Source organism: Mucilaginibacter arboris, from assembly GCF_009754915.1.
GTDB lineage: Bacteria > Bacteroidota > Bacteroidia > Sphingobacteriales > Sphingobacteriaceae > Mucilaginibacter_A > Mucilaginibacter_A arboris.
This window is the reverse complement of record NZ_WPIK01000007.1, coordinates 1-17,650: the sequence shown is the minus strand read 5'-3', so window position 1 is coordinate 17,650 and position 17,650 is coordinate 1. Positions and strand designations below refer to the sequence as shown.

The following is a 17,650-nucleotide window of genomic DNA, read 5'->3' as shown; positions in this document are numbered from 1 at the left end:
CTGATTGAATTAAAATATTAAACCACCTTCACGTGCACCTTCTGCTAAAGATTTGATCCTGCCATGGTATAAATAACCATTACGGTCAAAAACAACTTCTTTGATACCTGCAGCAATTGCTTTTTCTGCTACCAATTTTCCAACAGCAACTGATTGATCTGATTTAGATCCTTCGGCCGTAAACTCTTTTGATAAAGAGGAAGCAGAAACCAATGTTTTTCCAGACAAGTCATCAATAACTTGTGCGTATATACCCTTGTTGCTTCTAAAAACAGATAAGCGTGGGCGTTCTGAAGAACCAGATAAATGTTTTCTGATCCCTTTTTTTATTCTTTGTCTTCTTGATAATTTACCTAACATGACAGTTATTTTTTAGATGCAGATTTACCTGCTTTTCTTCTTAATTGTTCACCTACAAACTTGATACCTTTACCTTTGTATGGTTCTGGTGCCCTTAGTGAACGAATTTTTGCTGCAACCTGACCCAATAACTGCTTGTCGATAGATTCAAGGATGATCGTAGGGTTTTTACCTTTTTCAGCAGTAGTAGTAACTTTAATTTCTTTTGGTAACTCAAATACATAATGGTGAGAATAACCTAAAACTAAATCTAAAGTATTACCTGTATTTGTAGCCCTGTAACCAACGCCAACTAATTCTTGCTCTAATTTATAACCTTCGGTTACACCGATAACCATATTATTAACTAAAGAACGATATAAGCCGTGTAAAGCTTTATGACGTTTTTGTTCAGAAGGGCGTTTAACAATAATTTGTCCGCCTTCTTGCTCAATCGTAATATCGCTATCTACTTGCTGGGCTAATGATCCTTTAGGACCTTTAACAGTAACCAGATTATCTTCTGATACAGAAATTGTTACGTTAGCCGGTAACGCAACAGGTGCTTTTCCTATTCTAGACATGATTGATTCCTCCGATTAATAAACGTAACATAAAACCTCACCGCCAATATTGTTCACTTTGGCTTCTTTATCAGTCATTACACCTTTAGAAGTTGACAATATAGCAATGCCTAAACCATTTAATACCCTGGGCATATTTTCAACACCGGCATATCTTCTCAATCCGGGCCTGCTGATACGCGATAAATTACGGATAGCGGAAATTTTAGTAACCGGATTGTATTTTAAAGCTACTTTGATAATTCCTTGAGGCGCAGTATCCTCAAATTTATAATTAGCGATATAGCCTTTATCAAAAAGAACTTTTGTAATTTCTTTTTTCAGGTTAGAGGCAGGAATTTCGACAATACGATGGTTTGCCTTGATTGCATTTCTTACCCTGGTAAGATAATCTGCAATTGGATCTGTATTCATTTTATTTTATTAATTATGATAGTGGTATCTGGCAGGGCTTTCCTGCCGACCTGTTATCAATTCAATTTTTTATGCCGTAAAAGAAGCATGCAAAGATAACGATTCTGCTGTTATAATAGCAGGGATGTTACCAGCTTGCTTTTTTTACACCCGGAATTTTACCGGCTAATGCCATTTCACGGAAAGTTACCCTTGAAATACCAAACTGACGCATATAACCTCTTGGACGACCAGTTAATTTGCAACGGTTGTGCTGACGAACAGGAGAAGCATTTTTAGGTAATTTATCTAATGCAACATAATCACCGGCAGCTTTCAACTCAGCTCTTTTTTCAGCATATTTAGCAACAGCCTTTGCACGTTTAACGTCACGCGCCTTTACACCTTCTTTAGCCATTATTGTTGGTTATTTTGATTTTTAAACGGTAATCCAAATGATTTCAAAAGTTCTAATGCCTCTACATCATTTTTTGCAGAAGTAACGAAAGTTATATCCATACCCATGATCTTATTGATCTTATCAATATTGATTTCCGGAAAAATAATTTGCTCGGTAATACCTAAAGTATAATTACCTTTTCCATCAAAACCTTTATCATTGATACCTTTGAAATCGCGGATACGTGGCAAAGCTACGGAAATTAAACGATCCAAAAATTCATACATATAGTTATCACGTAATGTTACACGTACGCCAACCGGCATACCTTTACGTAATTTGAAATTGGAAATATCTTTTTTTGATTTGGACGATACTGCTTGTTGGCCAGTAATGGTACTCAGTTCTGCTATAGCTGTTTCAATTAATTTCTTATCAGTGGTAGCAGCACCAACACCCTGGTTGATGGCAATTTTTTCCAGTTTTGGAACCTGCATCACACTTTTGTACTGAAATTTATCCTTAAGTGCAGTGCGGATATCGTCTTTATATTGTGCTTTTAATCTTGGTACGTAAGCCATTATTTAATTTCCTCCCCAGATTTTTTAGCTACCCTGACCATTTTACCATTTTCATCCCTCTTTTTTCCTACACGCGTACTGTTACCTGTTTTAGGGTCGATCAAAGCAAGATTAGATATATGGATAGGTGCTTCTTTTTTAATTATTCCTCCGTTAGGGTTTGCAGCATTAGGTTTAGTATGTTTGGTAACCATATTGGCACCTTCTACCAAAGCCCTGCTCTCACTCAATAAAACCTCAGTAATTTTACCCTGAGATCCTTTTGAATCACCTGCTATTACTTTTACCAGATCACCTTTACGGAGTTTAAATTTGATCTGGGAATTACTTTTCTTTTCCATCTTATAATACTTCTGGTGCTAATGATACAATCTTCATGAATTGTTTTTCCCGAAGTTCTCTGGCAACAGGGCCAAAAATACGGGTTCCCCTCGGCTCATCCTGATTATTCAGAAGAACAGCAGCATTATCATCGAAACGAATATAAGAACCGTCTTTTCTTCTAACTTCTTTACTGGTCCTAACTACAACTGCTTTAGAAACTGTACCTTTTTTTACGTTACCTGATGGCAAAGCGCTTTTTACAGTTACAACAATTTTATCGCCTAAAGAAGCATATCTTTTACCAGTGCCACCTAATACCCGAATTACAAGTACTTCTTTGGCTCCGCTGTTATCAGCTACATTTAATCTTGATTCCTGCTGTACCATTACTTAGCTTTTTCTACAATTTGAACTAATCTCCAATTTTTGTTCTTGCTAAGAGGGCGGGTTTCCATAATGGTAACCGTGTCTCCTATACCGCAAGTATTTGCTTCGTCATGAGCCATGAACTTAGTCGTTTTCTTTACGAACTTACCATAAATAGGGTGTTTCACCTTACGCTCAACGGAAACAACGATAGATTTATCCATCTTGTTGGATACAACCAATCCTGTTCTTGTTTTTCTTAAATTTCTTTCCATTTTAATTCTACTAATTAAATTGTTTCAGAAGCCGGTACCGTCTTGCGTTTAGTAATTTCAGTATTTAAACGAGCTATATCTTTCTTGATTTTTGCAATACGGGAAGGATTTTCAATAGCAGAAACTGTGTGCGCAAATTTTAATTTAGTCAGGCTAGCTTTCTCTTCTGCTAATCTTGCAGAAAGTTCTTCTGTTGACAGTTCTAAAATTTCTGAATTCTTCATCTTGTTTTTATTTCGCTTGAAGAGCCTGTGCTTTCAGGATTCAATTTGTTAATTAATTATTCTGCTTCTACGTAGTCTCTTCTTACCACAAACTTTGTTTGTACTGGTAATTTCTGAGCTGCCAAGCGCATTGCCTCTTTTGCAGTTTCCAGGGATACACCTTCTGCTTCAAAAATGATCCTCCCCGGATTAACCACGGCTACCCAATATTCGGGAGCACCTTTACCTTTACCCATACGTACTTCTGCAGGTTTTTTGGTTACAGGTTTATCTGGAAAAATCCGGATCCATACTTGTCCTTCACGTTTCATAAAACGGGTGACAGCAATACGGGCAGATTCGATCTGGCGGCTTGTTATCCAGGCAGGCTCCAAAGACTTGATGCCGAATGAACCGAATGAAAGTTCTGCACCGCGTGTTGCGAGGCCTTTCATTCTGCCTTTTTGCATTTTTCTAAATTTCGTTCTTTTGGGCTGTAGCATTACTTTAAACTTTTACTGTGATACAAAACTTTTGTGTCGTTTTGAATTTGATTATCTTCTTTTTGCGCCAGGTGAACCGCCGCCTCTCTGGTTAGAGTTATTACCACCACCTCTTGGGTTGCTGTTATTTCCTCCGCCAGATCTTCTGTCATTGTTATTTCTGCGATCGCCACCGCCACCTGCATTTCTTCTGTCGCCACCACGGTCGCCATAAGCAGGAGCACCTTCCGGCCTTGCACCTTTATTATTAACACCGGTGTTAGCACCAATATTTGGAGAAAGGTCACGCTTTCCGTAAACTTCGCCCTTGCAAATCCATACTTTAACACCTATTTTTCCGTAAGTAGTTAAAGCTTCAGCCAAAGCATAATCAATGTCAGCACGGAAAGTATGCAAAGGAACTCTTCCTTCTTTATATTGCTCGGTACGCGCCATTTCAGCACCACCTAAACGGCCCGAACACATGATCTTGATACCTTCTGCTCCCATTCTCATGGTCGAAGCGATAGTAGTTTTCATTGCCCTACGGAAAGAGATACGTGCTTCTAACTGTTTGGCTACACCTTCTGCTACTAACTGGGCATCAAGTTCAGGACGCTTAATCTCAAAAATATTGATTTGAATATCCTTTTTAGTCAGTTTTTTAAGCTCTTCTTTGATCTTGTCAACTTCTTGTCCGCCTTTACCAATTACGATACCTGGACGAGCAGTGTGAATCGTTACCGTAATACGCTTTAAAGTACGCTCAATTACTACTTTGGCTACGCCGCCTTTAGCAATACGTACAGAAAGATATTTACGTATTTTTTCATCTTCCACTAATTTGTCGGAGTAATTATTGCCACCGAACCAGTTAGAATCCCATCCTCTGATGATCCCTAACCTGTTACCTATTGGATGTGCTTTTTGTCCCATTACAAATTATATGTTATCATTTTTAGAATCTACTATTAAAGTTACATGGTTAGAACGTTTTCTGATCCGGTAACCTCTGCCCTGAGGGGCAGGGCGCAATCTTTTTAATTGACGGCCACCACCCACAGATATTTCCTTTACAAAAAGAGCACTGTCTTCTACACGTTTACCTTCGTTTTTTAACTCCCAGTTTTTGATAGCAGATAACAATAGTTTCTCAACCCTGATCGCTGCTTCTTTATTGGTATATTTTAAAATGTACAAAGCTTTTTCTACATTTTCTCCTCTGATCAGATCAATTACCAAACGCATTTTACGTGGTGAGGTTGGACAATTTTGTAACTTAGCAGCAGAAGCTCCGCCTTGCTGAGCTTTATCTTGCTCTTTGCGCTGCCTGATTAATACAGACTTTTTAATTTTTATTGTTGCTTCCATTACCGGTTATTTTTTCTTTTCAGAGTGACCTCTGAATGTACGTGTCGGAGAAAATTCCCCTAACTTATGTCCAACCATGTTTTCTGTAACATAAACCGGAATAAATTTATTTCCGTTATGTACCGCAAATGTATGACCAACGAAATCCGGAGAAATCATGGAGCGGCGTGACCAGGTTTTTACTACTGATTTTTTGTTTGAATCATTCAGGGACAGAACTTTTCTTTCCAGGTTATGATCAATATATGGTCCTTTTTTAATTGAACGTGCCATTATTTTTTCTTTCTTTCGATGATGTAACGATCAGACGATTTCTTTTTATCACGGGTTTTAAAGCCTTTAGCTAATAAACCTTTTCTTGAACGGGGGTGGCCTCCGGAAGCCCTGCCTTCACCACCACCCATAGGGTGATCAACCGGGTTCATGGCTACACCACGAACTCTTGGGCGACGGCCTAACCAACGTTTACGGCCAGCTTTTCCTAAAACCTCATTTGCTTTCTCAGAGTTAGAAACTGTGCCAATAGTAGCTAAACAAGTAGCTAAGATCATTCTGGTTTCTCCTGAAGGCAATTTGATAATTGCATATTTGCCGTCGCGTGCAGATAGTTGTGCATATGTTCCTGCTGATCTTGCAATTATACCACCCTGACCAGGATTCATTTCAATATTATGAATGATAGAACCAAGAGGGATACTTTTTAAAGGTAAGGTATTGCCAACTTCTGGTGGAACTGCATCTCCTGAAAGAACTGTTTGTCCAACCTGAATGCCTTCCGGCGCAAGCATATATCTTTTTTCACCGTCAACATAATTCAGCAATATAATACGCGCTGATCTGTTTGGATCATATTCGATAGTAGCTACAGTAGCCGGAATATCAAATTTATTACGTTTGAAATCAATTAACCTATAAGACTTTTTGTGTCCGCCACCAACGTTTCTGATAGTCATTTTACCAGAATGGTTTCTACCACCTGATTTTTTATGAGAAACAACCAGTGATTTTTCAGGAACATTAGTAGTAATATCCGAATAATCGCCTCCAACTCTGAAACGGGTACCAGGTGTAACCGGTTTAAATCTTTTAACTGCCATTTTCTTAATTAGATATTATTACTGTAAAAATCAATCGTTTCACCATCTTTCAAAGTAATAATAGCTTTTTTGTATTTAGAAGGCCTGCCAGAAACAGAACCTGCTTTAGTATTACGACTTTTCAATTTACCTGCATACCGCATAGTATTTACAGATATAACATTAACGCCATACATAGCCTCAATTGCTCCTTTTATCTGTATTTTATTTGCTTTAGGGTCTACGATGAAACCATAACGGTTTAATTTTTCTGTTAACAGAGTTACTTTTTCTGTAAGTAAGGGTTTTTTTAGAATTTCCATATTACTTAGCTAATGCTTCCTCCAAAGTTTTAACAGAACTAGCAGTTAACAAAAGTCTTCCGGCATTAAGTATGTCATACGTACTCAATTGATCGGCAGTAATTACTTTTGCTTTTTTGATATTTCTGCTTGATAAATAAATGTTATTGTTTGCTGCAGGAAGAACCAATAAAGTTTTCTCATCAGCAAAATTTAAACCGGAAACTAAATTAATATAGTTTTTGGTTTTGATAGAATCAAAATTGAAATCCTCCAGCACCACAATATGGTTATCAATTGCCTTGTAAGACAAAGCAGACCTGCGCGCTAATGACTTTAATTTTTTATTCAGCTTAAAACTGTAATCGCGTGGTTGCGGGCCAAATACACGTCCACCACCATTAAACAAAGGAGATTTTACACTACCGGCACGGGCACCGCCTGTTCCTTTTTGTTTATGCAACTTGCGGGTAGAGCCAGCAATTTCGTTACGCTGTTTTGATTTATGTGTTCCCTGACGTTGGTTAGCCAGGTATTGTTTTACATCTAAATAGATGGCATGATCATTAGGTTCAACGCCAAATACCGAATCAGGAAGCTGCACCCGGGCACCAGTTTCTTGTCCTGAAACATTTAATACAACTACTTCCATTACTTGTCGATAATTACAAATGAACCTTTAGCACCAGGTATAGAACCTTTTACCACCAATAAATTTTGTTCATTATAAACCCTTAAAACTTCCAGGTTTTGAACTTTCACACGGCTGTTGCCAGTTTGCCCCGCCATACGCATACCCTTAAATACACGGGAAGGCCATGAAGAAGCGCCCAAAGAACCAGGAGCCCTTAACCGATTGTGCTGGCCGTGCGTTTGCATACCAACGCCACCAAAACCATGACGTTTTACAACCCCTTGAAAACCTTTACCTTTTGATGTTCCTACAACATCTACAAAGTCTCCGGCTGCAAAAAGCTCAACAGTAACCGTGTCACCCAATGATTTTTGATCTTCGAAAGTTGTGAATTCAACCAGCTTTTTCTTTGGGGTAGTCCCCGCTTTAGAAAAATGGCCTTTTAAAGGACCGGAAGTGTTTTTTTCTTTCTTTTCGTCGTATGCCAGCTGAACAGCAGCATATCCGTCTGTTTCTACAGACTTAACCTGTGTAACCACACAGGGGCCAGCTTCGATTACGGTACAAGGAATGTTTTTCCCTGTTTCATCGAAAATGCTGGTCATTCCTACTTTTTTACCAATAATTCCTGACATTTTCTTAATTAAGTTATTTTAGTCCATCGAAGCAGTAGGGCTTCGTTCAAGACATACTTTCCCTTTTCGGGACGGCAAAGATAGGAATGTTTGATTAATTATCAAACAGTTATAGAAATATTTTTACAAGATTTTGCAACTATTTTTCAGGCGATAAAAACAGCATGTAAATCTACTCTGCCGTTAACCGCCGGATTAATTCTGCACTTAGTTGCCGGCCACGTTCCAATCGATCTTTAAAAAAACTTTGGGTATGATTAAAATGCAGTTTATATCCATCAATGTCACCATAATTTATAATTGTACACCAGTCTCTTACAGCAGAATGAAATTCCAGGTCATCACCACGAATCGATTTATCGTATAGAGCGGTTTCGATAGATTCTTCCAGTAAATCTTCATTTTTAAATAAATATTCTGCTATTCCTAATCGTAACCGAAATGGTGGAGTCTGGCAAATTAAATTATCATAAGGGTTTACCTGCAATTTATTCCAGGCATCTACCATGCTTAAAATGCTGAGGTGCGAATTAGGTTTGCGTAATTTGGAATTTGCCGATAATGAAAACTCCCTCATAACTTCATCATCCAGCAAAATTGGTGTCTGGCTTTCGTGAAACACAAAATCCCTTGCTTCATACAAACGTTTTCGGAGCTCCTTTTCATCTTCCTGGATCATTAGCTTAAATAATTCCGATTCAGAAACGGCATATTGTTTTACCTGCTGCTTTGCATAAGGATTTAGGATAGCCATACCAGCATAAACATGTGCTTTATAACTGAAAATACGAAGCATAATCAAAATTTTCACATTATCAATCCCCCCGATATAAGCTGCACTTTCCCAGGGATAAAAGCCAGCTGTAGCACATGCTGTTCCCATACTTTCAAAACCAACATGTGTTACTGCCTGGGTATCTGCAACAATCTTATCATGCTGATGGTAATCCTCCATTTCTACCAGATCTGTTTCCAGCAATTGCAAAACCTCCAGCATTTGCTGATACGTTTTTTGATTACAACGATGAGGAATAACTGCTAATTTTTGTCCTTTAGGCACAAAACCTGGTCCGTGCAAAGCATGAATGGTAATGATATTTACATCAGCAGGTAAAAACTCTTCAAAAGCAGCAATTTCCGGATGTTTAACTGATGTTTGCCCGGCTACAATAGCACCAGGTTTTGCATAAGGGCCAAAACGGGCTACAACATCTTTGATTTTATCGGTTTCTACAGAAAATATAAGCAGGTCGCTGTTCTGGGCAGTTTCTCTCCCATCTAAAAAAACTTTAATCTGGTATGGGTTTAATTCTTCGCAAAGCCTTTCATAATTCTGGGGCAAATCGCTTCCGTAAACTTCTAAACCTTTCTGTGCAAAAGCTTTTGCATAAAGTTTACCCATGTCGCCTAAACCAATAATTCCGATAATCATGCGGCTAAGTTAATTATGATTGTACTATTTCAAACACGATATGCTATATTCGCTTGCAATCAACCAAATATTTTTATTATACTGGCAGCAGCAAATCTAAATTTGATTATCAAACTAAAGCTTCTTTTATGCAACTAAAAACAGCATTCCGTTTATTGCAGGTAGTTCTGTTATCTACTTTTTTTTCAATTGGTTACGGGCAAGATACTGTAAAAACAGGGGCAAGGGCGCGGCAAACTACTAAGCCTAAACAAGCTACCGTTAATCCGGCAAAGGTTAACCCTGCGCAAACTAATTTGGCTTATCCTTTAAAACCATCTGCCACTACGCCTATTGCTGTTAGTACCGATAAAAGTTTGAACGGCCAGTACCAGTTTATATTAAGCAAAGTTTATCATTACCAGCAGCCCATGATTACTGCATTTTACAGAAGCATGCAGGATACTTTACGCACCCAGCGAATCGCTTTAGCTGCTATCCATAGTAAATTAGCTGCACAAACTAAAAGCATGGCTGCTATGCAAAGTGATGTGAACAGCAAAGAAGAAAGTTTAAATGCTACTACTGCACAGGTTAACAGCATTAACTTTTTGGGAATGCCTGTAGCAAAAACTACTTATAATACCATTATGTGGGGATTGGTTATTGTGTTAGGTGCTTTAGCTGCTACAGTTATTTTTTTATCGACAAGTGCACGGCGCGAAGCACATTACCGTACCAAACTTTATAATGATTTGGAGGAAGAATACAAAGGTTACAAAACCAAAGCCAACGATAAAGAGAAAAAGCTGTCGCGCGATTTACAAACGGTTCGAAATAAACTGGAAGAAATTACAGGGAACCCGGAATATTGATGATGCTTCTTTTACCGGGTAAAAATTGGTGCAGCATTTTTTTAAGTATTATAGCATTGGTTTTTGCCTGTTGTCCCAAAAAAATAAGATCTCAATTTGTGAATTTTTGACCTGGTAGAACACAGAACAATTTTTATGTATAAAGCCTTTACGTACTTCAGAACTTTGATCTACCAATTCAAAACCTGCTGGAAATTTTGATATCTGATTTAGCGTTTTAAGCACTCTTCTTTCAAATTTTTCGGCTTCATTTTGTCCAAACCTAAACACAATCTGTGCTTGTATAGCTTGGAAGGTAACAATTGATTCTTCAGAAAAAACAATCATTAATTCTGTCATTCAGAAACAGACAAGTTTTTCTTAAATTCTTCTAATGATACTATGCGGCCAGCTTTTATATCTTCCTGTCCTTTCTTAATCCCTTCTAAAACATGCTTTGGCAATATCGTTTCTTCTTTTTTTTCAAATGGGATATCTAAAGACTTAAAAAAATCTATTACAACTTTTTCCTGTTCTTTAGTGGGATAAACGATATAAGTTTCCATTAAAACAAATATATTAAAATCCATATAAAAAGTAAAAGGCCGTCTTAATATTAAGATGGCCTTTTACTTTTAAGTTTCTTTTGTTATCACTAAACTTTGATTTCTACTTCAACACCACTTGGTAATTCCAGTTTCATCAAAGCATCAACTGTTTTAGAGTTTGAACTGTAAATATCAAGTAAACGTTTGTAAGAGCATAATTGGAATTGCTCGCGTGCTTTTTTGTTTACATGCGGTGAACGTAAAACTGTAAAAATTCTTTTTTCAGTTGGTAAAGGAAGTGGTCCGCTAACTACAGCACCAGTCGGCTTTACAGTTTTTACGATTTTCTCGGCAGATTTATCTACTAAGTTGTAATCGTAAGATTTTAGTTTGATTCTGATTCTTTGGCTCATGTGTTTTGTTTAAGTATCACCGTAAGAGCTATTAGTTACAGTGATACGATAAATAATTATTTATATCGATGCTTCTTTTAGCACCTAAAATTATGCGTGTACTTTACCTTTTGATTTGGCAATTACTTCATCCTGAACGTTACGAGGAGCTGGTTCGTAGTGATCAAACTCCATGGTAGAAGTTGCACGGCCTGAAGTGATAGTACGCAATTGCGTTACGTAACCAAACATTTCTGACAATGGAACAGTAGCTTTGATTACTTGTGCACCTGCACGTGAATCCATACCTAACAACTGGCCACGACGACGGTTCATATCACCAATAACATCACCCATGTTTTCCTCAGGAGTGAGGATTTCAATCTTCATGATTGGCTCCATCAATACCGGTTTACATTTTGGCAATGCTTCGCGATAAGCAGAACGTGCACAGATTTCAAAAGATAAAGCATCTGAATCGACTGCGTGGAAGGATCCGTCAATTAAACGAACTTTCATATCCTGCAAAGGATAACCGGCCAATACACCGTTTGCCATTGCAGCAGCAAATCCTTTTTCTACGGATGGAATAAATTCGCGTGGAATAGAACCACCGGAAATTTCATTTACAAACTGTAAACCTGTTTTACCTTCATCATTTGGAGAAATAATGATTTGAATATCAGCAAATTTACCACGGCCACCAGTTTGTTTCTTGTATGTTTCGCGATGTTGAGTTGTACCAGTAATGGCTTCTTTGTAAGCAACTTGCGGCGCTCCCTGATTAACCTCTACTTTAAACTCACGTTTTAAACGGTCCATGATAATGTCCAGGTGAAGCTCGCCCATACCTGAAATTACGGTCTGGCCGGTTTCTTCATCTGTATTTACACGAAAAGTTGGATCTTCTTCAGCTAATTTACCTAAAGCCATACCTAATTTATCTACGTCTGCCTGTGTTTTAGGCTCGATAGCTAAACCGATAACTGGTTCAGGGAAATTCATTGATTCCAGAATAATCGGATGTTTCTCATCACAAAGCGTATCACCAGTTTTAATATCCTTAAAACCGACTACCGCAGCAATATCACCCGCTCCAACGTTTGGAATAGGATTTTGCTTGTTTGCGTGCATTTGGAAAATACGGGAAATACGTTCTTTATTATCAGAACGCATGTTATGCACATAAGAACCCGCTTCCAGATTACCAGAGTAAACGCGGATAAAGCACAAACGGCCAACAAAAGGATCTGTTGCAATTTTAAAAGCTAATGCTGCGAACGGTTCTTTTACATCTGGTTTACGCAATACTTCTTCGCCAGTTTCCGGGTTTGTACCAATAATACCTTCTACGTCCATTGGTGAAGGCAATAATTCCATCACGTAATCCAACATCGTTTGTACACCTTTATTTTTGAAAGATGAACCGCAAACCATCGGAACGATTTTAGCATCTAAAACAGCCTGACGTAAAGCATCTAAAACTTCGCGTTCTGTAATGGTATCAGGAGCATCGAAAAATTTCTCCATCAGGCTTTCATCGTATTCCGCTACCGATTCGAGCAATTTCTCTCTCCACTCAGTTGCTTCTTCGATCATATCTTCCGGAATAGGAACTTCAGTAAAGGTCATCCCTTTATCATGCTCATTCCAAACAATACCACGAAAGTTGATTAAATCGATAACACCTTTAAAGTTTTCTTCAGCACCAATAGGCAATTGCAATGGTACAGCGTTGCTGCCTAACATTGTTTTTACCTGCTTAACCACTTTCAAAAAGTCGGCACCGGAACGGTCCATTTTATTAACGAAACCGATACGGGCTACGTTATAGTTATTAGCCAATCTCCAGTTAGTTTCAGATTGCGGTTCAACACCATCAACAGCAGAAAACAAGAAAACCAAACCATCTAACACACGTAAAGAGCGATTTACCTCAACGGTAAAATCTACGTGCCCAGGTGTATCAATAATATTGATGTGATAGGTTTGTCCTCTGTACTTCCAGTCAACCGTAGTAGCAGCCGAAGTAATGGTGATACCACGCTCCTGCTCTTGTGCCATCCAGTCCATCGTTGCAGCACCTTCGTGCACTTCACCGATTTTGTGGCTAACACCAGAATAATACAGAATACGCTCTGTAGTAGTGGTTTTACCAGCATCAATGTGAGCGGCAATACCAATGTTTCTTGTATATTTTAGATCTCTTGACATTTTCTTTTTTGTTTGATTTCTCTGATTTTATAAATGATTACACCGATTATTCTAAAGCAAACAATCGGTGTATTCTTCTATCAATCTATGTAATCTAAATTAGAAACGGAAATGGGAGAACGCTTTGTTAGCTTCAGCCATTTTATGCGTATCTTCTTTCTTTTTCACTGCGGAGCCTTCGCCTTTTGCAGCAGAAATAATTTCGCCTGCCAGCTTCTCCATCATGGTTTTTTCACCACGTTTACGGGAATAGCTGATCAGCCATTTCATGCCCAAAGCAATTTTACGTTCAGGACGGACTTCTGTAGGTACCTGGAAATTAGCGCCACCCACACGGCGGGATTTAACTTCAACTGCTGGCATTACATTGTTCAATGCTTTTTTCCAGGTATCCAAACCGCTTTCGCTTGTTCTTTTTTCTACCAGTTCAACCGCATCATAAAAAATAGTATAAGCGGTAGATTTTTTACCGTCATACATCATGTTATTTACAAACCTGGTAACCAAAGTATCATTGAACTTTGGATCAGGAAGGATGATTCTCTTTTTTGGTTTTGACTTTCTCATTGCTAACTATCCTCCTTCAATTATTTCTTTTTACCTTTTGCCGGAGCGCCTTTTCCTGCCGGAGCAGCTGCTTGACCTGGTTTAGGGCGTTTCGTTCCGTATTTAGAACGACGCTGGTTACGGCCTGCAACACCTGAAGTATCCAATGCACCACGGATAATGTGGTAACGAACGCCTGGTAAATCTTTTACACGGCCACCACGGATCAAAACGATGGAGTGTTCCTGTAAATTGTGGCCTTCGCCGGGGATATACGCATTTACCTCTTTGCCGTTGGTTAAACGGACACGGGCAACTTTACGCATGGCTGAGTTTGGTTTTTTAGGGGTAGTGGTGTACACACGGGTGCACACGCCTCTTCGCTGTGGACAACTGTCCAACGCCGGGGATTTACTCTTATCCTCCAGAGCTACTCTACCTTTTCTAACTAATTGCTGAATAGTAGGCATTTTTGCTTTTAAATGTTTACAGTATTTTCCTTATATTAAAAGGACTGCAAAAGTAGTAAGTTTAATTTTGATTATCAAGTGGTTGGCAGAAAAGAATTTTGGGTGGTAAAAGAAGTATTGTATATCTTATCCTACTTCCTTTTATTTATTATTATTTCAACAAAATAAAAATAATGAATCTTAACAAATTGCAGGACAACCTGTAACTAAATGATAAATTTGTAGATAAGCCCGTCCATAATGCTTATACTTTATATGAAAGATCTTTCCAACTCATCCCTTGATCGTAAAAATATTCTAAATAATAATGTAGCCTTACAAGAGCTATATGAAGTGTTAGATTTTAGTGGAGTTTTATTTGAACGTAAATATCGTTACACAAAACAGCAAATAGCTTATTTTTTCCAAGTAGATATTCGAACTATAAACCGATTGTTGGAAACATATCGAGATGAACTTGACCAGAGCGGGCACGAATTATTTACAGGAACAAAATTAAAACAATTTAAAGATCCTCTATCTCAACTGAAGGACATTAATGTCCTTCAGTTGAGATAGAGGATGAAATAGTAGGAGCCCGTGCAACAAGTCTAAACGTTTTTACATTTAAAGCATTTTTAAACGTTGCTATGCTATTACAAGGTTCAGACAAAGCTAAAGACGTTAGAAGTGCTATTTTGGATATTGTAATTGACGTTTTAAATACAAAACTTGGAGGAACAACAAAATACATTAATCAAAGAGAGGAATCATATGTTCCGTCAGCTTTAAGAGAATTTAATTATAGGCAGGAGTTTACCAATGCTTTAGATAACTATATAAGCGAAAACGGTTTCAAATATTCCCAATTGACAGATAAAATCTATTTAAGTATATTTAGAGAAAAGGCGAAAGAATACAGGCAAATACTTAAATTAAGCAGTAAGGAAAGTGTTCGATCTACTATGTATTCAGAAGTCCTAGATTTAATTTCTGCTTATGAAAATGGGTTTTCTGACTTTTTAAAAAAAGCTTTTAATAAAAAAGGCGAAAAATTAAAATTATCTGAAGCAAACCAGTTATTTAAGGAGTTTGAAAACTTAACCGAAATGGCATTTAAACCTTTAAAAGAAAAAGCCAGAAGTTTAATGGCCAGTCGTGACATGGCTTTTAGAGATGCATTGCATGAGCAACTTAAGGATTACATTTCTGAAGTAAGCCAAGAGGACTTTGATAAATTCTTGGGCGAAAAAAGCAAATCTTTGGAGGAAAGGCTAAAAGAAAATATGGATGTCTTTATCAGACTAAAGGATAAATAATGCAACTCAAATTCCTCTACTTTAATTTACGATATGCAATTAAAGAGCATGATTTCATTATTGAAAATAGCGGTGGTAGGCATGGTACTAACAATGTTGGTTTACTTGAAAGTGTATTAGAACATATCAAAAACGATTGGTATTATCCAAATATTGAAGATAAGGCTACGTACTTATGCTACTCAATAAATAAAACCATGCTTTTACGGATGGTAATAAACGTTCTTCCATCGTTTTAACAAGTTATTTTCTTGAGTTAAATGGATTGTTATATTGCACAACTCGATTCTTACTGGAAATGGAAAACTTTGCTGTTTATGTAGCAGCAGACTTCATCAATTAAAATTTACTACATGAAATAATTACTTCAATTATATATGAAAAAGACTATAGTGAAGAGCTTAAACTAAAAATTGCACAGGCATTATCCAACCAATTAGAAAACTTTGACTCGGATGAAACAAACGAGAATTATTTATAGAACTTAGCATAATTTAGTAACTGTAAATGCTAAAAATATTTATTATTTTGTTTACTTTCAACATAAATTTTCTTCCTAAAACCAGCCAGTTCTTGTTTTAGATTGATAAAGGAAGCTTGAAAAAGTTGTTGAACAAATAGCTAACACATTAACTTTAATAACGTATCAAACTTTATACAGCTTGATTAGTTAAAAATCAGTCTAATATTTAAACCTAAATTATTAAGCCTATGAAATTTCAAAAACTAATGCCGGTACTGCTTTTAACCGCAGTAATGGCACAAAGCTGTGTCAGCACCAAAAAATACCAGGACCTGCAAAGCAGGTACAATCAATTAGACAGTAACACACGGAACCTCAACGGAAAGTACCTGTTAAGCGAGCGAAACGTGGCAGTACTAACCAATCGTGTTGCAAGTTTGGAAGAGCAGTTAGCTTCTGAAAGATCAAATTCAAAATCGTTACAAGATGCATTAACAAAAGCTTTGAATTCAAGCAGCCAGGGCAATGTTAATATTTCTAAATTGGTGGATGAGATTAACAGTTCGAACAGATACATTCAGCAACTGGTAAATGCCAAAAACAAAAGCGATTCTTTAAATATGGTTTTAACCAACAATTTAACCCGTTCCTTAAGTCAGCAGGAAATGAAAGATGTTGACGTACAGGTGCTGAAAGGCGTTGTTTATATTTCGCTTTCGGATAATATGTTATACAAATCCGGCAGTTATGAAATTTCGGATAAAGCGGGAGAAACGTTAAGCAAAGTTGCCAAGATTATTACAGATTATAGCAATTATGATGTATTGATTGAAGGCAACACCGATAACGTGCCTATTTCTCAGAAAAACATCCGCAACAATTGGGATTTAAGTGCTTTGCGGGCATCGTCTGTAGTTCAGGCTTTACAAAATAATTACCACGTAGATCCTAAACGTTTAACAGTAGGAGGACGAGGCGAGTATAATCCAATTGCCGATAACAGTACCGAAGCTGGTAAAATTAAAAACAGGCGCACGCAAATTATCATCACACCTAAACTCGATCAGTTTATGGATTTAATTGGAAAAGCACCTGAAAAGAAATCATAAAAAAGACCCCTTAAAAACAGTACGTAAAAGCAAGAGGCTGCCTTAATTAAGGCAGCCTCTTGCTTTTATATAAATTTAATGCGGTTTTTAAATTAGTTGAAACTTCTAAAACAACAGCTTATCCAACTTCAGTTATTCCAAAAACTTCATGTCTTCTTCTGTCAGTTTGATATCAGCAGCTTTTAAATTTTCTTCAAAATGTTTTAAGGATGAAGTTCCGGGAATTGGTAAAATCCAGGGCGAACGGTGCAGCAGCCAGGCTAAATTAATTTGTGCTTCAGTTGCCTGATATTTTTGAGCAATTTCAGCAATGCGGTTATCTTTTTTAGACATCGAATTCAGTAAAGAAAAATAAGGAACGAGCGGAATTTCATTTTTTT

General features: G+C 37.5%; 29 protein-coding genes. 4 read left to right on the top strand and 25 right to left on the bottom strand.

Annotation, left to right across the window (positions count from 1 at the left end; genetic code table 11):
* Positions 1 to 9: 9 nt before the first annotated feature.
* From rplR to GO621_RS08760, 18 genes are all read right to left on the bottom strand, one after another.
* Positions 10 to 360 (bottom strand): 50S ribosomal protein L18, encoded by a 351-nt coding sequence (gene rplR / locus GO621_RS08845; RefSeq protein ID WP_157566181.1) that lies wholly within the window; start codon positions 358 to 360, stop codon positions 10 to 12.
* 5 nt (positions 361 to 365) lie between these two features.
* A complete protein-coding gene (gene rplF / locus GO621_RS08840; RefSeq protein WP_157566179.1) occupies positions 366 to 923 on the bottom strand; it encodes a 50S ribosomal protein L6 in 558 nt (185 codons plus the stop codon).
* Between the two features lie 15 nt (positions 924 to 938).
* Positions 939 to 1,337 (bottom strand): 30S ribosomal protein S8, encoded by a 399-nt coding sequence (rpsH, locus tag GO621_RS08835; protein WP_157566177.1) that lies wholly within the window; start codon positions 1,335 to 1,337, stop codon positions 939 to 941.
* Positions 1,338 to 1,464: 127 nt separating this feature from the next.
* Complete coding sequence (gene rpsN, locus GO621_RS08830) at positions 1,465 to 1,734, bottom strand: 30S ribosomal protein S14 (protein ID WP_157566175.1); 270 nt, start codon at positions 1,732 to 1,734, stop codon at positions 1,465 to 1,467.
* A complete protein-coding gene (gene rplE, locus GO621_RS08825; RefSeq protein WP_157566173.1) occupies positions 1,734 to 2,297 on the bottom strand; it encodes a 50S ribosomal protein L5 in 564 nt (187 codons plus the stop codon). The genes rpsN and rplE overlap by 1 nt, the downstream gene beginning before the upstream one ends.
* Positions 2,297 to 2,638 carry a 50S ribosomal protein L24 gene (gene rplX / locus GO621_RS08820; RefSeq protein ID WP_157566171.1) on the bottom strand — a complete coding sequence of 114 codons (342 nt, stop codon included), beginning with the start codon at positions 2,636 to 2,638 and terminating at the stop codon, positions 2,297 to 2,299. The genes rplE and rplX overlap by 1 nt, the downstream gene beginning before the upstream one ends.
* A gap of 1 nt (position 2,639) precedes the next feature.
* A complete protein-coding gene (rplN, locus tag GO621_RS08815; RefSeq protein WP_157566169.1) occupies positions 2,640 to 3,008 on the bottom strand; it encodes a 50S ribosomal protein L14 in 369 nt (122 codons plus the stop codon).
* Positions 3,008 to 3,262, bottom strand: a complete 255-nt coding sequence (gene rpsQ / locus GO621_RS08810; protein WP_157566166.1) for a 30S ribosomal protein S17 — start codon at positions 3,260 to 3,262, stop codon at positions 3,008 to 3,010. Before rpsQ ends, rplN begins: the two co-directional genes overlap by 1 nt.
* A gap of 14 nt (positions 3,263 to 3,276) precedes the next feature.
* Positions 3,277 to 3,486 carry a 50S ribosomal protein L29 gene (rpmC, locus tag GO621_RS08805; protein ID WP_157566144.1) on the bottom strand — a complete coding sequence of 70 codons (210 nt, stop codon included), beginning with the start codon at positions 3,484 to 3,486 and terminating at the stop codon, positions 3,277 to 3,279.
* A gap of 56 nt (positions 3,487 to 3,542) precedes the next feature.
* Complete coding sequence (gene rplP / locus GO621_RS08800; RefSeq protein ID WP_157566142.1) at positions 3,543 to 3,968, bottom strand: 50S ribosomal protein L16; 426 nt, start codon at positions 3,966 to 3,968, stop codon at positions 3,543 to 3,545.
* Between the two features lie 51 nt (positions 3,969 to 4,019).
* The gene (rpsC, locus tag GO621_RS08795) at positions 4,020 to 4,883 is read right to left on the bottom strand and encodes a 30S ribosomal protein S3 (protein ID WP_157566140.1); all 864 of its coding nucleotides are present in this window, start codon (positions 4,881 to 4,883) and stop codon (positions 4,020 to 4,022) included.
* A gap of 6 nt (positions 4,884 to 4,889) precedes the next feature.
* The gene (gene rplV, locus GO621_RS08790; RefSeq protein WP_157566138.1) at positions 4,890 to 5,318 is read right to left on the bottom strand and encodes a 50S ribosomal protein L22; all 429 of its coding nucleotides are present in this window, start codon (positions 5,316 to 5,318) and stop codon (positions 4,890 to 4,892) included.
* Between the two features lie 6 nt (positions 5,319 to 5,324).
* A complete protein-coding gene (rpsS, locus tag GO621_RS08785) occupies positions 5,325 to 5,591 on the bottom strand; it encodes a 30S ribosomal protein S19 (protein WP_157566136.1) in 267 nt (88 codons plus the stop codon).
* Positions 5,591 to 6,415 (bottom strand): 50S ribosomal protein L2, encoded by an 825-nt coding sequence (gene rplB / locus GO621_RS08780; RefSeq protein ID WP_157566134.1) that lies wholly within the window; start codon positions 6,413 to 6,415, stop codon positions 5,591 to 5,593. The genes rpsS and rplB overlap by 1 nt, the downstream gene beginning before the upstream one ends.
* A gap of 8 nt (positions 6,416 to 6,423) precedes the next feature.
* Entirely contained in the window at positions 6,424 to 6,717 is a 294-nt protein-coding gene (gene rplW, locus GO621_RS08775; protein ID WP_157566132.1) for a 50S ribosomal protein L23, read from the bottom strand.
* A 1-nt stretch (position 6,718) separates the two neighbouring features.
* Entirely contained in the window at positions 6,719 to 7,348 is a 630-nt protein-coding gene (gene rplD / locus GO621_RS08770) for a 50S ribosomal protein L4 (protein ID WP_157566130.1), read from the bottom strand.
* Positions 7,348 to 7,965 (bottom strand): 50S ribosomal protein L3, encoded by a 618-nt coding sequence (gene rplC, locus GO621_RS08765; protein ID WP_157566128.1) that lies wholly within the window; start codon positions 7,963 to 7,965, stop codon positions 7,348 to 7,350. The genes rplD and rplC overlap by 1 nt, the downstream gene beginning before the upstream one ends.
* Before the next feature lie 172 nt (positions 7,966 to 8,137).
* On the bottom strand, positions 8,138 to 9,397 hold the full coding sequence (locus GO621_RS08760) for a prephenate dehydrogenase (protein ID WP_157566126.1): 1,260 nt from the start codon (positions 9,395 to 9,397) through the stop codon (positions 8,138 to 8,140).
* Positions 9,398 to 9,525: 128 nt separating this feature from the next.
* Between GO621_RS08760 and GO621_RS08755 the strand changes: the two genes are divergently transcribed.
* A complete protein-coding gene (locus GO621_RS08755; RefSeq protein ID WP_157566124.1) occupies positions 9,526 to 10,251 on the top strand; it encodes a hypothetical protein in 726 nt (241 codons plus the stop codon).
* 48 nt (positions 10,252 to 10,299) lie between these two features.
* On the opposite strand, the gene GO621_RS08750 is transcribed toward GO621_RS08755, so the two are convergent.
* From GO621_RS08750 to rpsL, 6 genes are all read right to left on the bottom strand, one after another.
* On the bottom strand, positions 10,300 to 10,590 hold the full coding sequence (locus GO621_RS08750; RefSeq protein WP_157566122.1) for a type II toxin-antitoxin system RelE/ParE family toxin: 291 nt from the start codon (positions 10,588 to 10,590) through the stop codon (positions 10,300 to 10,302).
* Positions 10,587 to 10,796, bottom strand: coding sequence for a hypothetical protein (locus GO621_RS08745; protein WP_157566120.1), 210 nt, complete (start codon positions 10,794 to 10,796; stop codon positions 10,587 to 10,589). Before GO621_RS08745 ends, GO621_RS08750 begins: the two co-directional genes overlap by 4 nt.
* A gap of 89 nt (positions 10,797 to 10,885) precedes the next feature.
* Positions 10,886 to 11,191: a 30S ribosomal protein S10 gene (gene rpsJ / locus GO621_RS08740; protein ID WP_157566118.1), complete on the bottom strand. Its 306-nt coding sequence runs from the start codon at positions 11,189 to 11,191 to the stop codon at positions 10,886 to 10,888.
* Between the two features lie 90 nt (positions 11,192 to 11,281).
* Positions 11,282 to 13,384, bottom strand: a complete 2,103-nt coding sequence (gene fusA, locus GO621_RS08735) for an elongation factor G (RefSeq protein ID WP_157566116.1) — start codon at positions 13,382 to 13,384, stop codon at positions 11,282 to 11,284.
* A 99-nt stretch (positions 13,385 to 13,483) separates the two neighbouring features.
* Positions 13,484 to 13,951 (bottom strand): 30S ribosomal protein S7, encoded by a 468-nt coding sequence (rpsG, locus tag GO621_RS08730; protein ID WP_157566114.1) that lies wholly within the window; start codon positions 13,949 to 13,951, stop codon positions 13,484 to 13,486.
* A gap of 20 nt (positions 13,952 to 13,971) precedes the next feature.
* The gene (gene rpsL / locus GO621_RS08725) at positions 13,972 to 14,400 is read right to left on the bottom strand and encodes a 30S ribosomal protein S12 (RefSeq protein ID WP_157566112.1); all 429 of its coding nucleotides are present in this window, start codon (positions 14,398 to 14,400) and stop codon (positions 13,972 to 13,974) included.
* Between the two features lie 255 nt (positions 14,401 to 14,655).
* Here rpsL and GO621_RS18790 point away from each other — a divergent pair, with 255 nt between their 5' ends.
* The 3 genes from GO621_RS18790 to GO621_RS08715 all read left to right on the top strand — a co-directional run bounded on the left by GO621_RS18790 (position 14,656) and on the right by GO621_RS08715 (position 17,270).
* A complete protein-coding gene (locus GO621_RS18790) occupies positions 14,656 to 14,958 on the top strand; it encodes a hypothetical protein (RefSeq protein ID WP_198170192.1) in 303 nt (100 codons plus the stop codon).
* A 71-nt stretch (positions 14,959 to 15,029) separates the two neighbouring features.
* Positions 15,030 to 15,698, top strand: a complete 669-nt coding sequence (locus tag GO621_RS18785) for a hypothetical protein (RefSeq protein WP_198170191.1) — start codon at positions 15,030 to 15,032, stop codon at positions 15,696 to 15,698.
* Positions 15,699 to 16,409: 711 nt separating this feature from the next.
* On the top strand, positions 16,410 to 17,270 hold the full coding sequence (locus tag GO621_RS08715; protein ID WP_157566110.1) for an OmpA/MotB family protein: 861 nt from the start codon (positions 16,410 to 16,412) through the stop codon (positions 17,268 to 17,270).
* A 132-nt stretch (positions 17,271 to 17,402) separates the two neighbouring features.
* On the opposite strand, the gene GO621_RS08710 is transcribed toward GO621_RS08715, so the two are convergent.
* On the bottom strand, positions 17,403 to 17,650 hold a 248-nt coding region (locus tag GO621_RS08710; RefSeq protein ID WP_198170190.1), incomplete at its 5' end, for an aldo/keto reductase.

Coding starts and splice junctions, on each gene's coding strand:
- rplR (WP_157566181.1), bottom strand. CDS start 360: ATGTTAGGTAAATTATCAAGAAGACAAAGAATAAAAAAAGGGATCAGA.
- rplF (WP_157566179.1), bottom strand. CDS start 923: ATGTCTAGAATAGGAAAAGCACCTGTTGCGTTACCGGCTAACGTAACA.
- rpsH (WP_157566177.1), bottom strand. CDS start 1,337: ATGAATACAGATCCAATTGCAGATTATCTTACCAGGGTAAGAAATGCA.
- rpsN (WP_157566175.1), bottom strand. CDS start 1,734: ATGGCTAAAGAAGGTGTAAAGGCGCGTGACGTTAAACGTGCAAAGGCT.
- rplE (WP_157566173.1), bottom strand. CDS start 2,297: ATGGCTTACGTACCAAGATTAAAAGCACAATATAAAGACGATATCCGC.
- rplX (WP_157566171.1), bottom strand. CDS start 2,638: ATGGAAAAGAAAAGTAATTCCCAGATCAAATTTAAACTCCGTAAAGGT.
- rplN (WP_157566169.1), bottom strand. CDS start 3,008: ATGGTACAGCAGGAATCAAGATTAAATGTAGCTGATAACAGCGGAGCC.
- rpsQ (WP_157566166.1), bottom strand. CDS start 3,262: ATGGAAAGAAATTTAAGAAAAACAAGAACAGGATTGGTTGTATCCAAC.
- rpmC (WP_157566144.1), bottom strand. CDS start 3,486: ATGAAGAATTCAGAAATTTTAGAACTGTCAACAGAAGAACTTTCTGCA.
- rplP (WP_157566142.1), bottom strand. CDS start 3,968: ATGCTACAGCCCAAAAGAACGAAATTTAGAAAAATGCAAAAAGGCAGA.
- rpsC (WP_157566140.1), bottom strand. CDS start 4,883: ATGGGACAAAAAGCACATCCAATAGGTAACAGGTTAGGGATCATCAGA.
- rplV (WP_157566138.1), bottom strand. CDS start 5,318: ATGGAAGCAACAATAAAAATTAAAAAGTCTGTATTAATCAGGCAGCGC.
- rpsS (WP_157566136.1), bottom strand. CDS start 5,591: ATGGCACGTTCAATTAAAAAAGGACCATATATTGATCATAACCTGGAA.
- rplB (WP_157566134.1), bottom strand. CDS start 6,415: ATGGCAGTTAAAAGATTTAAACCGGTTACACCTGGTACCCGTTTCAGA.
- rplW (WP_157566132.1), bottom strand. CDS start 6,717: ATGGAAATTCTAAAAAAACCCTTACTTACAGAAAAAGTAACTCTGTTA.
- rplD (WP_157566130.1), bottom strand. CDS start 7,348: ATGGAAGTAGTTGTATTAAATGTTTCAGGACAAGAAACTGGTGCCCGG.
- rplC (WP_157566128.1), bottom strand. CDS start 7,965: ATGTCAGGAATTATTGGTAAAAAAGTAGGAATGACCAGCATTTTCGAT.
- GO621_RS08760 (WP_157566126.1), bottom strand. CDS start 9,397: ATGATTATCGGAATTATTGGTTTAGGCGACATGGGTAAACTTTATGCA.
- GO621_RS08755 (WP_157566124.1), top strand. CDS start 9,526: ATGCAACTAAAAACAGCATTCCGTTTATTGCAGGTAGTTCTGTTATCT.
- GO621_RS08750 (WP_157566122.1), bottom strand. CDS start 10,590: ATGACAGAATTAATGATTGTTTTTTCTGAAGAATCAATTGTTACCTTC.
- GO621_RS08745 (WP_157566120.1), bottom strand. CDS start 10,796: ATGGAAACTTATATCGTTTATCCCACTAAAGAACAGGAAAAAGTTGTA.
- rpsJ (WP_157566118.1), bottom strand. CDS start 11,191: ATGAGCCAAAGAATCAGAATCAAACTAAAATCTTACGATTACAACTTA.
- fusA (WP_157566116.1), bottom strand. CDS start 13,384: ATGTCAAGAGATCTAAAATATACAAGAAACATTGGTATTGCCGCTCAC.
- rpsG (WP_157566114.1), bottom strand. CDS start 13,951: ATGAGAAAGTCAAAACCAAAAAAGAGAATCATCCTTCCTGATCCAAAG.
- rpsL (WP_157566112.1), bottom strand. CDS start 14,400: ATGCCTACTATTCAGCAATTAGTTAGAAAAGGTAGAGTAGCTCTGGAG.
- GO621_RS18790 (WP_198170192.1), top strand. CDS start 14,656: ATGAAAGATCTTTCCAACTCATCCCTTGATCGTAAAAATATTCTAAAT.
- GO621_RS18785 (WP_198170191.1), top strand. CDS start 15,030: ATGCTATTACAAGGTTCAGACAAAGCTAAAGACGTTAGAAGTGCTATT.
- GO621_RS08715 (WP_157566110.1), top strand. CDS start 16,410: ATGAAATTTCAAAAACTAATGCCGGTACTGCTTTTAACCGCAGTAATG.